Annotated in this window: 14 protein-coding genes, 1 pseudogene and 1 riboswitch; of the genes and pseudogenes, 12 read left to right on the top strand and 3 right to left on the bottom strand. The window is 59.0% G+C overall.

Annotated features, from left to right (window positions below; genetic code table 11):
- Positions 1 to 124: 124 nt before the first annotated feature.
- The 10 genes and pseudogenes from ACR0L4_RS08420 (at position 125) to ACR0L4_RS08375 (ending at position 10,643) form a co-directional block, all read left to right on the top strand.
- Positions 125 to 1,156 (top strand): substrate-binding domain-containing protein, encoded by a 1,032-nt coding sequence (locus tag ACR0L4_RS08420; RefSeq protein ID WP_170749407.1) that lies wholly within the window; start codon positions 125 to 127, stop codon positions 1,154 to 1,156.
- 2 nt (positions 1,157 to 1,158) lie between these two features.
- Positions 1,159 to 2,463 (top strand): annotated as a pseudogene (locus ACR0L4_RS08415) (GH1 family beta-glucosidase); the annotation flags it as partial.
- Between the two features lie 21 nt (positions 2,464 to 2,484).
- On the top strand, positions 2,485 to 3,486 hold the full coding sequence (locus ACR0L4_RS08410) for a glucokinase (protein WP_480512351.1): 1,002 nt from the start codon (positions 2,485 to 2,487) through the stop codon (positions 3,484 to 3,486).
- A 36-nt stretch (positions 3,487 to 3,522) separates the two neighbouring features.
- Positions 3,523 to 4,449: a carbohydrate kinase family protein gene (locus ACR0L4_RS08405; RefSeq protein WP_480512100.1), complete on the top strand. Its 927-nt coding sequence runs from the start codon at positions 3,523 to 3,525 to the stop codon at positions 4,447 to 4,449.
- Between the two features lie 19 nt (positions 4,450 to 4,468).
- Positions 4,469 to 5,134: a D-lyxose/D-mannose family sugar isomerase gene (locus ACR0L4_RS08400; RefSeq protein ID WP_480512098.1), complete on the top strand. Its 666-nt coding sequence runs from the start codon at positions 4,469 to 4,471 to the stop codon at positions 5,132 to 5,134.
- Positions 5,135 to 5,297: 163 nt separating this feature from the next.
- A riboswitch (cobalamin riboswitch) is annotated at positions 5,298 to 5,499 on the top strand.
- 107 nt (positions 5,500 to 5,606) lie between these two features.
- Entirely contained in the window at positions 5,607 to 5,954 is a 348-nt protein-coding gene (locus ACR0L4_RS08395; protein ID WP_480512096.1) for a DUF1636 family protein, read from the top strand.
- The gene (locus ACR0L4_RS08390; RefSeq protein WP_170749411.1) at positions 5,951 to 6,727 is read left to right on the top strand and encodes an ABC transporter ATP-binding protein; all 777 of its coding nucleotides are present in this window, start codon (positions 5,951 to 5,953) and stop codon (positions 6,725 to 6,727) included. Before ACR0L4_RS08395 ends, ACR0L4_RS08390 begins: the two co-directional genes overlap by 4 nt.
- A gap of 12 nt (positions 6,728 to 6,739) precedes the next feature.
- Positions 6,740 to 7,690, top strand: coding sequence for an ABC transporter substrate-binding protein (locus ACR0L4_RS08385; protein WP_480512093.1), 951 nt, complete (start codon positions 6,740 to 6,742; stop codon positions 7,688 to 7,690).
- Positions 7,691 to 8,701 (top strand): iron ABC transporter permease, encoded by a 1,011-nt coding sequence (locus ACR0L4_RS08380; protein ID WP_170749412.1) that lies wholly within the window; start codon positions 7,691 to 7,693, stop codon positions 8,699 to 8,701.
- A gap of 208 nt (positions 8,702 to 8,909) precedes the next feature.
- Positions 8,910 to 10,643 (top strand): thiamine pyrophosphate-binding protein, encoded by a 1,734-nt coding sequence (locus ACR0L4_RS08375; RefSeq protein WP_480512091.1) that lies wholly within the window; start codon positions 8,910 to 8,912, stop codon positions 10,641 to 10,643.
- 13 nt (positions 10,644 to 10,656) lie between these two features.
- Here the strand turns inward: ACR0L4_RS08375 and ACR0L4_RS08370 are convergent, their stop codons facing one another.
- Positions 10,657 to 11,532 carry a LysR family transcriptional regulator gene (locus tag ACR0L4_RS08370; RefSeq protein WP_480512089.1) on the bottom strand — a complete coding sequence of 292 codons (876 nt, stop codon included), beginning with the start codon at positions 11,530 to 11,532 and terminating at the stop codon, positions 10,657 to 10,659.
- A gap of 116 nt (positions 11,533 to 11,648) precedes the next feature.
- Here ACR0L4_RS08370 and ACR0L4_RS08365 point away from each other — a divergent pair, with 116 nt between their 5' ends.
- Together ACR0L4_RS08365 and ACR0L4_RS08360 are read left to right on the top strand one after the other, a co-directional pair.
- Positions 11,649 to 13,199 carry a proton-conducting transporter transmembrane domain-containing protein gene (locus tag ACR0L4_RS08365; RefSeq protein WP_480512087.1) on the top strand — a complete coding sequence of 517 codons (1,551 nt, stop codon included), beginning with the start codon at positions 11,649 to 11,651 and terminating at the stop codon, positions 13,197 to 13,199.
- Between the two features lie 14 nt (positions 13,200 to 13,213).
- A complete protein-coding gene (locus ACR0L4_RS08360) occupies positions 13,214 to 15,625 on the top strand; it encodes a YbcC family protein (protein WP_480512085.1) in 2,412 nt (803 codons plus the stop codon).
- 46 nt (positions 15,626 to 15,671) lie between these two features.
- Here the strand turns inward: ACR0L4_RS08360 and ACR0L4_RS08355 are convergent, their stop codons facing one another.
- Positions 15,672 to 16,817: an iron-containing alcohol dehydrogenase gene (locus ACR0L4_RS08355; RefSeq protein ID WP_480512083.1), complete on the bottom strand. Its 1,146-nt coding sequence runs from the start codon at positions 16,815 to 16,817 to the stop codon at positions 15,672 to 15,674.
- Complete coding sequence (locus ACR0L4_RS08350; protein WP_480512081.1) at positions 16,814 to 18,196, bottom strand: aldehyde dehydrogenase family protein; 1,383 nt, start codon at positions 18,194 to 18,196, stop codon at positions 16,814 to 16,816. Before ACR0L4_RS08350 ends, ACR0L4_RS08355 begins: the two co-directional genes overlap by 4 nt.
- Between the last annotated feature and the right edge of the window lie 23 nt (positions 18,197 to 18,219).

Here is an 18,219-nt window from a genome sequence, read left to right as displayed (position 1 = left end):
GTCAATGACTGAATCACCAAGTATTGCCAATTTTTATTAGCCCTCATACCCAAATCGGGTTGACGGACACCGTGTTTCACAACAAAACGTAATTAGCCCGGATTTGTAGGCGGTTTGAAACGACATGAACTTAAAGCAGCTGTCAGAACTCCTCGGCCTTTCGCAGACCACGGTCAGTCGGGCATTGAACGGCTACCCGGAAGTGAATGCCGAAACGCGCCTGCGCGTCGAGGCCGCCGCCGCCAAGCACGGGTATCGGCCAAACAGCCGTGCCAAAGGGCTGGCAACAGGCAGATCCATGGTGATCGGCCACGTGATTCCAAGCTCCTCCCGACATGAGATGGTCAACCCGATTTTTGGTGATTTCGTCGCAGGTGCCGTCAAGACATATGCTGAACATGGTTATGACCTGATGTTCACAAGTGCCGACGATACGTCGATAGAAGAGGCGTATCGCAGTTTGTTCCAGCGCGGCGCGGTCGATGGCGTGGTGCTGCAAGGCCCCAAGGTCAACGAACCCCGGATTGAAGTTCTGACCCGGATGGCGGTGCCGTTTATCGTTCACGGGCGCTCAACCGGGGTTGATGTCGAATATGACTGGATCGATGTAAACAACAAAAGCTCGTTTCAACGAGCCACTCAGTTTCTGATCGATCTGGGCCACCATCGAATTGCTTTGATCAACGGGCTTGAGGATATGGATTTCGCCCAACGGCGCCGTGCCGGTTATCTGGTAGCCCTACAGCAGGCAAAAAGGCAGCCCGATCCGGCCCTGATGCGCAGCGCCGAAATGACCGAAGTTTACGGCCATCATGAAACCCGTGAAATGTTGCGGTTGCCCAACCCGCCAACTGCCATTCTGACGTCTTCAATGATCACGGCAATAGGCGTCCGCCGAGCGTTGGAGGAAGCCGGTCTGCAAATGGGGCGAGATGTGTCGGTCATCGCCCATGACGATGACCTGTCTTATCTCAAAAACGGACAGGATGTGCCAATCTTTACCGCCACACGCTCATCGGTGCGGGATGCAGGCGAGATGGCTGCCGAGATGTTGATCGAACGGATCAAATCCCCTGCCGACTCTGTCAAAACTAGATTGCTGGAGGCGGAACTGGTAGTTGGCAGATCAACCGGCCCTGCGCCCAACAGGTTATAGCCATGAAATATACCCGCTGCGACTTTCCCAAGGACTTTCTATTTGGTGTCGCGACCTCAGCCTATCAGATCGAAGGCCATGCGCAGGGTGGCGCGGGCCAGACACACTGGGATACATTTGCGGCTTCGCCGGGGAATGTGGTCCGTGGTGAAAATGGTGATCTGGCCTGTGATCACCTGCATCGGTTCGAACAGGATTTCGATCTGGTGCGTGAGGCAGGGTTCGACTGCTATCGCTTTTCAACCAGTTGGGCGCGTGTTTTGCCCGAAGGGCGTGGGTCGGTCAACCAAGCGGGCCTGGACTACTATGACCGTTTGGCCGACGCTCTGCTAGAGCGGGGCATTCGCCCCTGTGCGACTCTCTACCATTGGGAACTGCCGTCGGCATTGTCAGATCTGGGAGGCTGGCGCAATCGCGATATCGCAGGCTGGTTCGCCGATTTCGCCGAGGTCATCATGGGCCGGATCGGGGACAGGATGTACTCTGTCGCCCCGATCAATGAGCCCTGGTGTGTCAGTTGGCTCAGCCATTTCGAGGGTCATCATGCGCCCGGGCTGCGCGATATCCGAGCCGCAGCCCGCGCCATGCATCACGTCTTGCTGGCTCATGGCAGCGCCATTCAGGCCCTGCGCGGGTTGGGACTGTCCAATCTGGGTGCCGTGTTCAATCTGGAATGGGCCGAGCCCGCAGATGAAAGCCCCGAAGCGCGCCAAGCCGCAGCTCTATACGACGGAATTTACAATCGTTTCTTTTTGGGCGGGGTGTTCAAAAAGGCCTATCCCGATAACGTGCTGCAAGGCTTGGAACCCCACCTGCCCCAAGGATGGCATGACGATTTCGACACGATCGGGGCACCTGTCGACTGGTGTGGTCTGAACTACTATACCCGCAAGCTGATTGCCCCGGCGGATACCGCTTGGCCCGGTCTGGCCGAGGTGCCCGGCCCCTTGCCCAAAACGCAGATGGGATGGGAAATCGAACCCGCCGCGCTGACCCGGTTTCTGACCCGGACGGTACAGGATTATACAGGCGACCTGCCGATCTATGTCACTGAAAACGGCATGGCCAGTGCCGAACGTCAACAGGATAGCGACAGGATCGACTACCTGAACCAGCATCTGTCTGCCGTTCAGGACGCACTGACAAAGGGTGTACCGGTAAAAGGGTACTTCATCTGGTCCTTGCTGGATAACTATGAATGGGCTTTTGGCTATGAAAAGCGGTTTGGGTTGGTAGACGTGGATTTCGAAACGCTTGAGCGTACGCCAAAGGCTTCGTTTAACGCCCTTCAGGCTGCGCTGACACACAGCGACAAACCAAACCTGCCCATGGCGCAACCAACAGGAGCGGTTCACGCACATTGGACCTTGGTCGCAGATATTGGCGGAACGAATACCCGTCTGGGCGTTGTGACGGATGGTCAACTGACCGCGCTGCACCGGCATCCCACCGGCACCTTGCCCGATCTGCTGGATGCGCTGCACGACTTGCGGGAAAACATCGGCACCGCCCCCCAAGCCGTCGTCGCCGCTGGCGCCGGGCCCGTGCGGGAGGGTCGTATCCGATTGACCAACGCCCATCTCGACCTGTCCGAGGCGGAGTTGGCCAAAGCCACCGGCGCGCCACATACTTATGTGATCAACGACTTTACTGCGGCAGCATGGTCCGTGGCCGAAGTCACCGACAAGGATGTCTCTGTCCTGCAAGGGGCTGCGACACCGCCCAAAGGAACGCGTCTTGTTGTTGGTCCCGGGACGGGTCTTGGCGTCGGGGCCTTGCTGTATTCCGAAGGGCACTATCATACCGTTTCGGGCGAAGGCGGTCATGTTGGCCTGTCACCTCGCACCCGCGACGAGGTGGATATCTTCGACGCCGCCATCCAACTGGCGCCTGAGTGTTTTTTCGACGGCTCTCTGGTACTAGAGGCGGAGATGTTTCTCAGCGGAACCGGTCTGCCGATCCTCTATCGGGCCACAGGATTGGCTTCGGGTCAGACGCAGCCTCTGGTCCGAACCGCCCGGGACATTCTTGAGGACGCGCATGTAGGGCGTGACCCAATCGCGGTCCGAACCGCACAGCTGTTCACCAGCCATCTGGGCGCGCTGATGGGGGATATGGCCGTTACGGTCATGCCAACAGGCGGCGTGTTCCTGGTTGGCGGCGTTGCCGAAAAAAACCGGTGGCTGTTCGGCGATAGTTTTCAGGCGGCATTCAACGCGGGCGGTCGCTTCAGCGACCTGCGGAAGACCATGAACCTCTATATCTCGGAACAAGACGAATTTGGCATTGTTGGCGCTAACAACTTCTGTAAAAATGCGCTCCAGCGGTAGACTCGCCGCCAGAGCCTAAGCAGAAGAGGAAATGGGATGATCCTGTGTTGCGGTGAAGCCCTGATCGACATGATTGCCGAACCGACCATATCCGGCACGGATGGGTTTGTTCCGCATTCGGGCGGCGCGGTTTTCAATACTGCGATTGCGTTGGGTCGGCTGGGCGCACCCGTCGGAATGCTGACCGGGCTGTCCTCGGACATGTTCGGGCAACAATTGGCCGATGACCTTCGCGCCAGCCATGTTGACGGCACACATGTGATCATTTCGGATCGTCCGACTACGCTGGCATTTGTTCAACTCAAGGACGGTCACGCCTCATACACGTTCGTCGATGAAAACACGGCCGGGCGTATGTTGCGGGCCGAAGATCTGCCGGATCACTTGCCTGCCGTTTCCGCGCTATATTTCGGCGGCATCAGCCTGGCCTGCGAGCCCTGTGCCGACGCTTACGCTGCGATGCTGGACCGGCATGGCGCTGAGCGGGCGGTGATGCTGGATCCCAACATCCGACCCGGTTTCATACAGGACCAGACCCGATACCGCACCCGTCTGAATCGCATGATTGGGCAATCGGATATCGTAAAGGTATCGGACGAGGATCTGGACTGGATCATCCCAGGCCCAGAAAGCCACGCTGAAAAAGTACCGCTTCTTTTGCAGGCCGGACCCTCGGTTGTCATTGTGACCCGCGGTGGCGAAGGTGCGTCAGGCTATCTGTCCAACGGCTCCGAGGTTTCCGTACCTGTCAAGCCTGTACAGGTTGTGGATACGGTCGGTGCGGGCGACACGTTCAATGCCGGTGTGCTGGCTGCACTGGAAAGCGCAGGTCAGCTTTCGAAATCCAGCCTGCGTGCCCTGTCGCCTGATGTGTTGCGGGATGCGCTTGCCATGGGCGCCAAAGTTGCCGCAGTCACCGTATCGCGTGCCGGGGCAAACCCACCCTGGTCGCACGAGCTTTAACCCCTCAGAGGGACCCAAAATGAAACGATCCGACGTCAACCGCATCAAGGCCGAGGCCCACGAGTTCATCCACTCTTTCGGCGCTGTTCTGCCGCCCTTTGCCGATTGGACCCCCGATCAGATGCGCAGTGCAAAGGCTGAAAGCGTCCGCTCACGCGGTCTGGGATGGGACATCACCGACTATGGGCAAGGCAATTTCGATGATCTGGGTCTGTTCCTGTTCACCCTGCGCAATGGCGACGTAAGCGACCTGAATCAGGGGCGCGGGATGCTCTATGCAGAAAAGCTGCTGATTTCACGGGACAAGCAGCTTTCCCCGATGCACCGCCACATCATCAAGGCCGAGGATATAATCAATCGCGGCGGTGGTGATCTGGTGATGGAGATTTACGCCTCGGACCCGGATGGCGGCATCGACCGTGATACGCCGGTGGTGGTGCCCAGCGACGCCTGCCCGGTCACGATCAAACCCGGTGAACATCTGCGCCTGAAACCCGGTCAAAGCGTCACCTTGATGCCAGGTATATGGCATGCGTTCTGGGCCGAACGCGGGGATTGTCTGATCGGCGAGGTCTCGACAGTCAATGATGACCGGACAGACAACGTTTTTGAGGATCCTATCCCTCGATTCGCCTCAATTGACGAGGATACCGCGCCCGATTTCCTGCTGGTCGCAGACTACTAGCCCCTGTTGAGCCCGCGCGTGTGGTTCACGTCCGCGACTTGGCCTGCGCATTGAGGGTTCGAAATCAACGGTAGACAGGCTGAACACCGTCTGTACGGATTGGCATGGACAGCCACGCCTTTCAACCGATCAAACACGCGCTTGACAAGTCTATGATCACCAGACTAGCTGAGCGGGATGGTTCCCGAAGGCTTGTCCCGACGGATGAAAATGGGAATACGGTGCGGCCCTCGGGCCAAGGCCGTAACTGCCCCCGCAACTGTAAGCGGAAAGCGACGCCACATCACCACTGGTCCATAGGATCGGGAAGGTTGGCCAAGCGATGACCCGCAAGTCAGGAGACCTGCCATCAGATGTTGAACCAACCTGGGGCGGGGCGTCCCGGAAGGAGGCTTGATGGCAAATCCGCTTGCTGATGCAACCAGCAAATCCGCTCTGCACTTGACCCTTGGTCAGGCGGATCAAGCTGTTCATGTCTGATCATTTTGTCCTGATCTGCGCCACGTGCATGGGCCCGATTCCGGCGAAACAGGCGCAGAAGATACTGAGCCGTCAGCTTCCGGGCGGGTTCACCACGCATCTGATCGACTGCATGGCGGGATGTGACCGCCCCATGACAGTAGGTCTGCAAGCCAAAGGCAAAGCACAATACCTGTTTGGTGACATACAAACAACCGACGACCTGAGCGCCTTGGCCGAATTCGCCTACCAGTTCCGCGAAAGCAAGGATGGCTGGACAAGCGCGACGAACCGCCCCTTGGCTTTGTATACAAAAACCCTGTCTCGCATGCCGCGTTTGCCAACTGAGGATGCGTCATGAGTTTTTTGGTTGCCGAGGGCTTGGAGTACTACGCCTTGAATGGGGATGTCTTGTTGCAAGGTGCCTCATTCACGCTTGAGGAAGGGTCGATCCTGGCCATTGCCGGCCCGAACGGTGCGGGAAAAACCACGCTTCTGAACCTGCTCTGCGGGGTGGCACGCCTGGCGCTTGGTGATGTGCGTATTCAGGGCCAAAGCCTGCGGAGCTTGTCGTCTCAGCAACGGGCCAGACGGATTGCCGTTGTCGGCCAACAGGAAGTGCCGGACGGACGGTTGCGCTTGCGCGACTATGTGGCGTTGGGTCAGATCCCGATCAAAGCCGACCGATCCGCCGAAAACCACAAAGCGGATTTGCAACGCGTTCTGGACATCGCCGAGTTGTCTCATCTGGCCGACAAACAGATGTCGAGACTGTCAGGCGGTGAGAAACAGCGCGCCCATATTGCCCGCGCTTTGGCCCAGAACCCGTCCTTGCTGTTTTTAGACGAACCTACCAATCATCTGGACCCCGATGCCAAGGGGCACATGCTGTCTCTGGTCGCGGAATTGGGTGTGACCGTGGTGATGATCGTTCATGATCTGGTCATGATCCCGGAATTCGCCAGCCATGTTGCATTGATGAAATCCACCCGTCTGACCGCCTTTGGGCCTGTCAATGACGTTTTGACCCCTGATCGTGTCCGCGACACGTTCGGCGTCGACTACCTCTGTTTCCAGCACGAAGGCCGTGTGATCCCGGCGCTGGATATCCGAAGACGAACACTGTCATCGTAAAAGGAAGAATTGATGATGCAGAAACTCTGGTCCGTGGCCCTTGTGTTCGGCCTGACAAGTGGCGCGGCGGCGCGTGAAGTGACCGTCGACAATTGCGGCGAACCGCTGGTATTCGAGCAAAAGCCCGAACGGATTGTTGTTCACGACATGAACATGACCGACATGGCGTTTGCTCTGGGCCTGCAGGACAGCGTTGTCGGCCTAACCGGCATTACCGGCTGGTACAAAACCAGCCCGGATTTCGATGCGCAGCGCGGCGACATCCCTGAATTGGCCCCGAAATATCCCACGGTCGAAAACCTTGTCGCCGTCGAGCCCGATTTGTTCTTCGCCGGATGGTACTATGGCATGCAGCCGGGCGGTGAAGTCACACCTGACACTCTGGAACCCTTTGGCATCAAAACCATGGTTCTGACCGAAAGCTGCGTTCACCTGAACAAAGACCGTCCCCAGGCAAGCATGGACCTGCTGTTTGACGACGTACTGCGTCTGGGCAAGGTCATGCATGTCGAAAACAAGGCGCAAGAGCTTGTCTCGGGCTGGAAAGAGCAATTGGCCTCAATCGAAGCAAAAACTGCCGATCTGACCAAACCGCGCGTTTTCCTGCTGGATGGCCCGGCCGATGCGCCCTTCACTGCGGGCAAATTCGCAATCCCGGACGCGATGATCGCGGCTGCCGGTGGTGTGAACGTGACCCATGATATGGATACCAGTTGGGGCCGCACGTCGTGGGAAGCCGTCGCGGCCTCGAACCCGGAATTTCTGGTGCTGCTGGACTATCAAACCGGCAATGGCGCGGAAGATACCTTCAAGTTCCTGCAGGATCACCCCGTGATGTCTCAGACCGATGCGGTCAAGAACGCGCGTTGGATCGGTTTGCGCTACGAAGAGCTGACGCCGGGACCCGCAAACATCGAAGCAATTGAGAAAATGGCAATAGCCATGCACCCGGGGACGCACTGAATGACCAAAACGGGCCGCGCGGTCCTGCTGGGGGCGGTCGTTCTGACCGCCCTTTTGCTGCTTTCGACAATCTATGGCACCACCTCGATCCCTCTGATCGAGGTGTTCACCGCCATCGCTCTGGGAACCGGCCTGACAGAGGGTGACATGTCTCCCTTGCACCGGATCGTCTTTGACCTGCGGCTGCCCCGGGCGTTGTTTGCGGCGGTGATCGGTGCCGGGCTGGGCGTCGTGGGTGTGGTCCTGCAAACAACAACGCGCAATGACCTGGCCGATCCGTTTCTTTTTGGCCTGTCATCGGGGGCTGCGGCCGGAGCAGTTCTGGTCATCACCGTGACCGGAGACGTTCTGGGTATCTGGACACTACCGCTTGCGGCGTTCTGCGGCGGACTTATTGCGTCGGGTATTGTTCTGGCTCTGGTACAGGGCCTGCGCACCAGTGCGCCGGAAAAGCTGATCCTCGCCGGGCTTGCCGTATCCTTTCTGTTCTCAGCCATCACAAATTACCTGATCTTCGCTGGCGACAGCCGCGCCGCACATTCCGTTATCTTCTGGATGCTGGGCGGTCTGGGTCTGGCAAGATGGGAAACCTTTCCGCTTGTGCTGATCGGGCTTGGCCTGATCCTGGGTTACGCGCTCTACCGCAGTCGATGGCTCGATGCCCTTCTGACCGGAGATTTCACCGCGTCGACGCTGGGTATCCCGGTTCAGGGTTTGCGGTTTCGGATGTTTTTCGTGGCGGCGCTTGCTACCGCGAGCTTTGTTTCGGTTGCGGGTGTGATCGGGTTTGTCGGCCTGATGGTACCCCATATCGCCCGCGGTATCGCAGGCACGTTGCACCGCAATCTACTGATCACCTCGGCTATCGTGGGGGCCATACTGCTGACCCTGTCCGACATCTTGTCGCGGCTGCTGCTCGCCCCGCAGGAATTGCCGGTCGGGATCGTTACAACATCTATCGGATCGCTATTCGTCTTTCTCTACTTGTTCAAGTCAGCACGCACTGACTGACAAAACCGTCGGGCTAGCAGGCGAAATCGATCTGCTGAACAATATCAACAACATTGAAACTGCCGGCCGTGATCTACCCGGACGCTACGCTTTCTGGACATCTTGCCCGCTCCGGCTCATGGTACAACAATGTCTCCGACCGGGTACGCGACTAACACACGCGATCGAAAGAGTTCACACAAAAACAAGACGTTCAAGGGGCCGCCCCATGCATCAGTCCGACGCCAAGCGCATGAATGGCGCGCAGATCATTCTGAAAATGCTGGAACTGCACGGTGTCCGACATGTGTTCGGCCTGCCGGGTGAGACGACAATTGGCTGGTACAAGGAATGGCGGGCCCATAGCGATATCGAATTCGTTCTGACACGTGACGAACGCACTGCGGCTTATGCGGCCGAGGCCTATGCCAAAATCACCGGTCGCCCCTGCGTGCTGGAAGCGCCCAGCCCTGGCGTCACCCATTGCACGCCCGGAATCACCGAGGCGTATCTCAGTTCGGTTCCGGTGATCTTTTTCAGTTCGGACATACCGATCAATCAGGACAAAAAACATGGCCTGACCGGAGTGGATCAGACAAAGCTCTATGACAGCATATGCAAGGAAAGCTTTGTGCTGACAAATGCGCGCGAAATCCCGTTTCTGATACGCCGGGCCTTTCGCGTGGCAACCTCGGGCCGCCCGGCCCCGGTCCATATCCGCGTACCCATCAACATCTTCGGCGAAGAAGCCGAGATCGATGATCTTTACGCCGAACCCGACTATTGCAGCTATCCGGCGCACCGTCCGGTTGCGGATCACAGCAAAATACGGGCTGCGATTGATGTGCTGCTGGCATCCAAGAAACCTGCAATTGTCTGCGGTCAGGGTGCGCTGATCTCAAAGGCCTCGGCGGCGATTCTGGAACTGGCAGAGATGCTGCAAATCCCGGTCGGCACCACAACCCCTGGCAAGGGCACCATCCCCGAAGATCATGCGTTGGCCTTGCGCGTCATCGGCGGTCGCGGCGGAATGGAGTATTCCAACCAATATGTACACGATGCCGATACCATCTTTTTCATCGGCTCAAACACCGATAGCGCAGCAACGGACCACTGGACGCTTTACGGCGACCCAAAAACCAAAACCTTCCTGCATCTCGATATTGCCGAGGCGCATGTCGGAAACACCTTCCCGCTGAAAGTTGGAATGGTGGGCGATGCACGCGCCAGCATCGACTACATGATCGAGGTTTTAAGGGCAGAACATCCCGATCTTGACCGCGCCCCACTGGATTTGAACCCGATCAAGCAAACGGCACTGGACAAGGTTTTCAATGCGAACATCCCGATGCCCGAAGGCACGATCTCTCCTGTCAAGCTGTCTCAGGTGTTGGACAGGATCATGCCCGAGGATGCGATTGTGACGTCCGAGCCAGGCGTCAGCGCGATCTATCCGTCTGCGCTCTTGACCTTCCGCAAGCCGGGTCGGCGCTATATCACCAACTATTCGATGGGGGCGCTGGGCTATTCGGTCCCAGCCGGGATTGGCGCCATCTATGCCAATGATGGACCGGTGATTTCCTTCACCGGCGACGGGTCTTTTGGGTTCGTGATCGGCGATATGGAAACGCTGAAGCGCAGCGGCAAAAACATCACCGTGATCCTCACCCGTAACGACACGTTCGGTTGGATCAGGGGTGAGGCGATCCTTCTGGACGACGTGGACGAGCCCTGGACAACCGATTTCGGGTGCGTCGACTACTGCAAGGTTGCCGAGGGGTTCGGCTTTGAAACCGCGCGGATCTTAAGCGAGGCGGATATCGAGCCGGTACTGACAGAGGCAATCGCCAATCCGGGCGCGAATTTCATCGAGATGATGGTGCCCTCGCAGGACAAGATCATTCCTTTTGTCCCTAACTGGGTGCGCGTGGCGCGGGCCAAGAACCTGCCGCATTTCTACTGAGGCCACTGCCCTTCTATTGCGGCGTATTGGCCAGCAATTGCCGCACCAAGGGGTTAGGAAATCGGCGCTTGAACGTCACGGCGTGAAAGTTCTCTTTGATCCGCGGATGATCCTGCGCTTCGACCAGACGGCCCGAGGACAGCTCATCCTGAACCACGATCGGAGCGACGAGGGCAAGCCCGATGTCCTCTCGCGCCAGAAGGCGCATCATGGCCATGTCGTCGACCTCTGCTGCCACTTGCGGGCGCACGGACATGCGACTGGCCATCGCGTCAAAAGCCGTGCGCACACTGTTATTGGTCGTTGGCAAAATGAAAGGCTGTTCTTCCAACAAATCCCGGATCGGCCGTTTCGGATCCAGACGGGCCGGAGTGCCAACAATACTAACAGGCTGTTCCGCCAGATGGTGCGTCTCGAAACTGGTCAAACTGTCACTGGCCGGTTCGTGATTCATTAAAACCAGGTCAAAGTTCAGCGTTTCCAGCCCTTCCAGCAGCTCGCTGGGACTGCCTGATCGCAGGATGACCTCGACATCCGTGCGCGCCAGTATCGGGCGCAAGAACCCGATCTGAAAGTTGCGAGACAAGGTGGCCTGCGCGCCAACCCGCAACGCCTGCCGGGTATTACCTACGTCCTGTAAAGTGGCCACAAGTTCCTGCCCTGTCGCAAAAATTGCGTCTGCATGGTCCAGCGCGATATGCCCGGCCTCGGTCAGATGTAGCTTGCGCCCGCGCCGTTCGAACAGCGGGTGGCCCAACCGTTCCTCCAGTTCTTTGATCTGAACCGACAGCGCAGATTGCGACAGATTCAATCGTTGGGCTGTCCGGGTCAGGTTCCCATCATGGGCAACGGCCCAGAAATAGCGCAAGTGGTGATAGTTCAGTGGCATATCGTTCTATTTAACTGAACGAAAACCTTCGAACAATGAATTTTTCATAATCCACTTTGATCAATATGTCCTGAGAAACGGGCCGATTCAGCCCGAAGACAAAAGGGACCCACCAAATGATACACCTGTTTCTTCCATTGTTGAGCCCGCTGATCCTGCTGGCATCGGCCTACTATGCCAGCCGCCATCCGGGTCTGCGGCCGGGCAATGTGCCGAAACTGTCCGAATGGGCGGCCTTGGCGTCATTTGGCGTTGCAGCGCTATCGGCGCTCTTGCTGGTGACACAAGGCTCAGGAACCTCGGCGCTGATCGGGGTTTGGGGCTTTGGCTTGTCGGTGCGATTGGATGCGGTCAGTGCCATTATGCTGGTGCTGGTCAGCTTTATCGGGTGGATCGTCCTGCGTTACTCGGCCACCTACATGGACGGCGAAGCACGGCAGGGCGCGTTCACAGGCTGGATGTCCGCCACACTGGCCTCGGTCCTGCTTCTTGTCATGTCCGGCAATCTGGTTCAGTTGCTTGCAGCCTGGATCGCCACCAGCCTGATGCTGCACCAATTGCTGTTGTTCTACCCCGAACGCACCACTGCACAGAGGGCCGCGCGCAAAAAGGCCGTCGTTGCCCGGATCAGCGAAGGCGCTTTGGCCATCGCCGTCGTTCTGCTGATAGCAAGCTATGGCACCACCGATATCGCCACCATCTTGTCTTCGGCCCAAGCCAACACACTGACAATCATCGCGGCCCTGCTGATCGCGCTGGCTGCCGTTATGGCCTCGGCCCAATTCCCGATCCATGGTTGGCTTACCGAAGTGATGGAGGCCCCGACCCCCGTCTCGGCCCTGCTGCATGCTGGTGTCATCAATGCCGGAGGGTTCCTGCTGATCCGGTTCGCCGACATCATGCTGGTCGCACCCGGGATCATGGCACTGTTGGTCATGCTGGGCGGGTTCACGGCGCTGTTTGGCGGCCTTGTGATGCTGACGCAGCCGGCCGTGAAAACCTCGTTGGCCTGGTCCACCATCGCACAGATGGCCTTCATGATCATGCAGTGCGGTCTGGCCCTGTTCCCGTTGGCTCTGCTGCATATCGTGGCACATTCTCTGTACAAGGCGCATGCCTTCCTCAGCGCTGGCGAAGCCGTCCGGAACGTTGCCGCAATACGTCGCCCCGGACCGGTTGCCGTACCAAGCGCGCGGAACGTGATGCTGGCCTTTGCCACTGGCATCCTGATTTACGGCATCGTCGCAGCTGTTTTTGGCATCGACGGCAAGTCGATTCAGGCGATCGCGCTTGGTGTGATCCTGATCTTCGGCGTCGCTTATCTGCTGGCACAGGGTTTCGCAGACGCGGCGCCGGGTGCCCTGACCCGTCGCACGGTGATCTACGCCAGTGTCACATCAGTCAGCTACTTCGTGTTGCAGATCATCGCCCAGCACTTGACTGCTGGCACCTTGCCCGCGACCCCAGCGCCCGGGCCGCTGGAATGGGCCTTGATCATACTGGCGTTGATCAGCTTTGGCGCGGTTGCTCTGGCGCAATCCACCTTCCCGCTTTGGGCCCCTCATCCGGCAGCAGCTGGCATCCGGGTGCACCTGTCAAACGGGCTTTATGCAAACGCAATATTTGATCGGCTGCTGGACGGATGGTCCAAGCGCCAGACCGTGTGAAAGGGTTTATCGAGATGTATATGAAACACGAAAGCTATCCCGCAGCCCTTCTGGAACTGGTCGCGCTGGCCAATGATGCGGTCCGTCAGATCCCGCCCCTGTTTCCTTTGTCCTCAAATGTCGCGGTGAACCCGTTTCTGGGACAGACAAACGAAACGCTGGCTGTGACTGCCGCCCGGCTTGGCCGGGTCTCCGGAACACCGATCATGTCCGATCGTTCCGACTACGCCGACAAACTGACGTCGGGCGAAGTCACCGAGGCTGATCTGCTTGAGGCGCTGGCAAATGTCGAAAGCCGTTTCGACACGCCGTCGCTTGAGGACTTGAAAGCCTCACTCGATGCCAAGTCGGCACAGCTGTCACCTCTGCCCACGGTCGCAGATCTGGCCGCCGAGGTCTCGGGCATCGACTGGCCCGGTCTGATCGACGAACGGATCGGAGCATGGGCCGCAAGTCATTTCGACCAGGGTCAGGCCCTGTGGCAACCCAGCCGCGCGGGCGGAGCCTATAGTGCCTGGCGCGAGTTCGCCTCGCGCGATCTGACGATGGAAATTCATGGTCTGAAAGGTTTTGGCGCCTTTGTTGCAGGAACGAACCGTTCACAGTGGCGGGCGATTGGCCGGGCGTCCGAAGCGCTTGGCGTGACGCCCGAAGCCGCGGGTACGGCTTTTCATCGCTGGCTCATGACGCTTGGTGGTTGGGCGCAATACGCGCGCTACCTGCTCTGGCAAGCCGAGTTGGAGGGGCAGACCGACACGACCACAACCGAACTGCTGGCGATCCGCATGGTGTTTGAAGAGGCCCTGTTCGACCTCTATCGGGATCAGATTTCGGGCCGTTGGGCTGAAACCATCACCCAACACGAAGCCCCCGTCACGCCGACGCGCGATCTGGTGATCGACGCCGTTCTTCAGGACGCCGCCGAGCGGGCGCAGCAGCGCAAGCTGGGTCAGACACTCGCCGGGCGGCAGCCGCGTCAGGTCGAAGGTCGCCCGCTGGTTCAGGCCGCGTTCTGCATCGACGTCCGTTCCGAGGTCTTCCGCCGCGCACTCGAAGCGCAGGGTGAAGGGATCGAGACCATCGGGTTTGCAGGGTTCTTCGGTCTTGCCAGCGCTCACAGGGCTGCAGGCTCGAACGTGACCGAGCTGCGGGGCCCGGTTCTGCTCAATGCCAATGTCCGCTCTCACGCGGCTGAAAGTACACAATCTGATCTCAACAGGCGTTACACCGCACGTGCCAAGCGCGCCTGGGGCCGGTTCAAGCTTGCTGCCGTGTCGTCCTTTGCGTTTGTCGAAGCAACAGGTCCGGTTTACGCGGGCAAGCTGTTGCGCGATGCCTTGGCGAAAGGGCGCGGCGAGGCAAAATTCGATCCGGCGCCCATGCTTGACCAGTCGATTGACCTGCCCACGCGGATTGCGTCGGCCAGGGCCATTTTGGGTGCCATGTCCCTGACCAGCAACTTTGGCCGCATCGTCATGCTGACCGGCCACGGAGCGGATGTGACGAACAACCCCCATGAAAGCGCGCTGCAATGTGGCGCTTGCGGAGGTCACGCCGGAGATGTCAGTGCCCGCCTGCTGGCCGGTTTGCTGAATGACACGGCTGTCCGCGACGGGCTTCGTGAGGAAGGGATCGATATCCCGTCGGACACGTTGTTTTTGGCAGCCCTGCACCACACCACCACCGACAAGGTTTCGCTGTTCGATCAGGATCAGCCGACCGGCCAGTGGACGCAGAGCATTGCACAATTGAAAACCTGGCTTGAGACGGCGGGCAAACTGGCTCGCACAGAACGGGCCGCGCGTCTGCCTCGGGCAACCGCAGATGGAGACATCGCCCGCCGCGCTGTCGACTGGGCCGAGCTGCGTCCCGAATGGGGTCTGGCGGGGTGTCGCGCCTTCATCGCCGCGCCGCGGTCTCGGACCGACGGCACCGGCCTGTCGGGTCAGTCCTTCCTGCACAGCTATGACTGGCGCGCAGATGACGGCTTTGGCGTGCTTGAACTGATCATGACCGCCCCCGTAGTGGTCGCCAGCTGGATCAGCCTTCAGTATTACGGCTCGACCGTTGCGCCCGACCTGTTCGGCGGTGGCAACAAGCTACTGCACAACGTGGTTGGCGGGATCGGCGTCGTCGAAGGCAATGGTGGTGCGCTGCGCCCCGGCCTGCCATGGCAATCGGTACATGACGGAGAGACCTTCCAGCACGACCCGCTGCGCCTGTCGGTGATCATCGAGGCCCCGCTCGAAGCGATGAATGACATCCTCAAGCGCCATGAAAGCGTGAAAGAGCTGTTCGACAATCGCTGGCTGCACCTCATTGCCATGGACGAAAACGGCGATCTGGCTTGGCGCTATACAAAGGACCTTGAATGGGTTCCGATGGCGAACGCAAAGTTCAACGAAAGCGCCATCGCCGCAGAATGACTGTGCGAAATCGGGCCCGGCGAGGAACCTCACCGGGCCAAAGAACTTAGAGCGCAGCTTTGAAGAGCTGTGTCAGGTTTCCCCGGGTCAGGTCGATCGGGTTCCCACCACAGGACGGATCAATGACGGCACCTTCAACCAGACCGGGGATCGCCGCGTCGGTCACACCCAACTCTGACAGCTTGCGTGGAATACCCAACGAGTCGTTGAACTCCTGAACGAAGGCGCGGAACCCGTCAAAGCCACCTTCGATACCCAGATAAGCGGCAGCCTGTTGGAACCGGTCGGCAATGGCGGGGGCGTTGAACTCCAGAACGCCTGGCATACAGACCGCGTTTGTGGTGCCGTGATGGGTGTTGAACACCGCGCCGATCGGGTGGCTCATGGCATGGATCGCGCCGAGGCCTTTCTGGAATGCCGTCGCACCCATCGCTGCCGCGCTCATCATCTGGGCGCGGGCCTCGATATCGGTGCCATCGGCATAGGCGCGCGGCAGGTAGTCCTTGACCAGACGCATCCCTTCCAGCGCGATGCCCTGAGACATCGGGTGGTAGTGCGGGCTACTGAACGCCTCGACGCAATGCGCAAAGGCATCCAGACCCGTGCCCGCTGTTATGAACCTGGGCATACCGACGGTCAGTTCCGGATCACAGATCACCACGGTCGGCAGGACTTTGGGATGAAAGATGATCTTCTTGGCATGCGTTTCAGCATTGGTGATGACACTGGCACGCCCCACTTCGGATCCCGTTCCTGCCGTCGTTGGCACAGCAATGATCGGAGCGATGGCATCGGCATCCGCACGGGTCCACCAATCACCGATATCCTCAAAGTCCCAAACGGGTCGCGTCTGGCCGCACATGAAGGCAACCATCTTGCCCAGATCCAGACCCGAGCCGCCCCCAAACGCGATCACCCCATCATGGGCACCCTCTTTATAGGCTGCCACCCCTGCAATCAGGTTCTGTTCGTTCGGGTTCGGATCCACATCGCTGAACAGACCGCGACCCAAACCAGCGGCGTCCAGGATATCCAGCGTAGCGGTCGTGATTGGCAGGTCTGCCAACCCTTTGTCGGTGACCAGCATCGGGCGCGTCATCCCAGCCGCCGCGCAGGCCTCGGGCAGTTCCTTGATACGGCCTGCGCCGAATTTGATCGCGGTCGGATAGGACCAGTTTCCAGACAGGCTCATGATGTCACCTTTTTCAGATGGTAGGATTTGGGACGGGTCAGGTTGTGATAGCCGATCACCGAAAGGCCACCGCCGCGCCCGGTGTTCTTGCAACCGGTCCAGCACAGGCCCGGGTCCAGATAGTCGGCCCGGTTCATGAACACGGTGCCGGTTTCGATCTGGTCCCCAACCCGCGCGGCCCGGTCCACGTCGCGGGTCCAGAGGCTGGCGGTCAGGCCAAATTCGCTGTCATTCATAAGGGCGATGGCTTCGTCATCGGAGGATACTTTCATGATGCCCACAACCGGGCCAAAGCTTTCGTCCCGCATCACCCGCATATCATGGGTCACATTGGTCAGAATCTGCGGGGTCAGGTAGGCCCCTCCGTCATCTTCGGGGAAAGGATCAATGTGCGCGACCGCACCTGCCACGACCGCTTCGGCGATCTGCGCACGCACTTCGTCAGCAAAACGCACGTTGGCCATCGGACCTAATGTCGTTTCGGCCGCCAGGGGATTGCCAAGCTTATACCCCGCTACGATTTCAACCGCCTTGGCAACAAAATCGTCAAAGAGGCTCTCATGCACGTAAATTCGTTCGATCCCGCAACAGCACTGACCTGAATTGAACATCGCCCCGTCGATCAAAGTGTCCACGGCGGCATCCAGATCGGCATCCTCCATGACATAGCCCGGGTCCTTGCCGCCCAACTCGGTGCCAATGCCCGTAAAGGTGCCCGCTGCCGCGCGTTCCATCGCCTTGCCGCCCCCGACAGAGCCGGTAAAATTCACGAAGTCAAACGCATTGCTCGCTATCAGATCGTTGGTGACGTCATGGCTCAGGAACACGTTCTGAAACACGTCCTCCGGGACACCTGCCGCGTGGAACGCTCGCGCCATCCGCTCGCCGACCAATAAGGTCTGGGTGGCGTGTTTCAGGACAACAGTATTCCCGGCAATCAGCGCAGGCGCCACCGTATTGATCGCCGTCATATAGGGATAGTTCCAGGGCGCCACCACAAACACGACCCCATGCGGAATACGCTTGATATACCGTCTAAAGGTTTCATCCTCACCCACGGCAATATCGGCCAGTGCCTTCTCGGCAATCTCTGCCATATGGCTGGCACGTTCATTGAAACCGCCAAACTCACCACCGTATCGTATCGGGCGACCCATCATATGCGCCAGTTCGGGCACGATCTCGTCATTCATCGCACCCACAGCCGCCACGCCTGCCATGACAAGATCAATCCGCTCCTGCAACGGTCGTCCAGCCCAGGCGGCCTGCGCTGTGCGCACCCGATCCGTGACCGCAAACGCCGCGTCCCGAGACAGACCCTCTCGTTCGACAAAAACCGATCCATCAATCGGTGAGATGCATGTCAACATCTGCCCCATAAGCACTCCATTCCCAAAAGAAA

This window comes from Ruegeria sp. AB5 (genome assembly GCF_056542645.1).
Note: the sequence above shows the minus strand (reverse complement) of the source record. Positions and strands in the feature narration are given on the sequence as shown.

Coding starts and splice junctions, on each gene's coding strand:
- ACR0L4_RS08405 (WP_480512100.1), top strand. CDS start 3,523: ATGATCCTGTGTTGCGGTGAAGCCCTGATCGACATGATTGCCGAACCG.
- ACR0L4_RS08420 (WP_170749407.1), top strand. CDS start 125: ATGAACTTAAAGCAGCTGTCAGAACTCCTCGGCCTTTCGCAGACCACG.
- ACR0L4_RS08375 (WP_480512091.1), top strand. CDS start 8,910: ATGCATCAGTCCGACGCCAAGCGCATGAATGGCGCGCAGATCATTCTG.
- ACR0L4_RS08395 (WP_480512096.1), top strand. CDS start 5,607: ATGTCTGATCATTTTGTCCTGATCTGCGCCACGTGCATGGGCCCGATT.
- ACR0L4_RS08410 (WP_480512351.1), top strand. CDS start 2,485: ATGGCGCAACCAACAGGAGCGGTTCACGCACATTGGACCTTGGTCGCA.
- ACR0L4_RS08385 (WP_480512093.1), top strand. CDS start 6,740: ATGATGCAGAAACTCTGGTCCGTGGCCCTTGTGTTCGGCCTGACAAGT.
- ACR0L4_RS08350 (WP_480512081.1), bottom strand. CDS start 18,196: ATGGGGCAGATGTTGACATGCATCTCACCGATTGATGGATCGGTTTTT.
- ACR0L4_RS08380 (WP_170749412.1), top strand. CDS start 7,691: ATGACCAAAACGGGCCGCGCGGTCCTGCTGGGGGCGGTCGTTCTGACC.
- ACR0L4_RS08365 (WP_480512087.1), top strand. CDS start 11,649: ATGATACACCTGTTTCTTCCATTGTTGAGCCCGCTGATCCTGCTGGCA.
- ACR0L4_RS08360 (WP_480512085.1), top strand. CDS start 13,214: ATGTATATGAAACACGAAAGCTATCCCGCAGCCCTTCTGGAACTGGTC.
- ACR0L4_RS08390 (WP_170749411.1), top strand. CDS start 5,951: ATGAGTTTTTTGGTTGCCGAGGGCTTGGAGTACTACGCCTTGAATGGG.
- ACR0L4_RS08400 (WP_480512098.1), top strand. CDS start 4,469: ATGAAACGATCCGACGTCAACCGCATCAAGGCCGAGGCCCACGAGTTC.
- ACR0L4_RS08355 (WP_480512083.1), bottom strand. CDS start 16,817: ATGAGCCTGTCTGGAAACTGGTCCTATCCGACCGCGATCAAATTCGGC.
- ACR0L4_RS08370 (WP_480512089.1), bottom strand. CDS start 11,532: ATGCCACTGAACTATCACCACTTGCGCTATTTCTGGGCCGTTGCCCAT.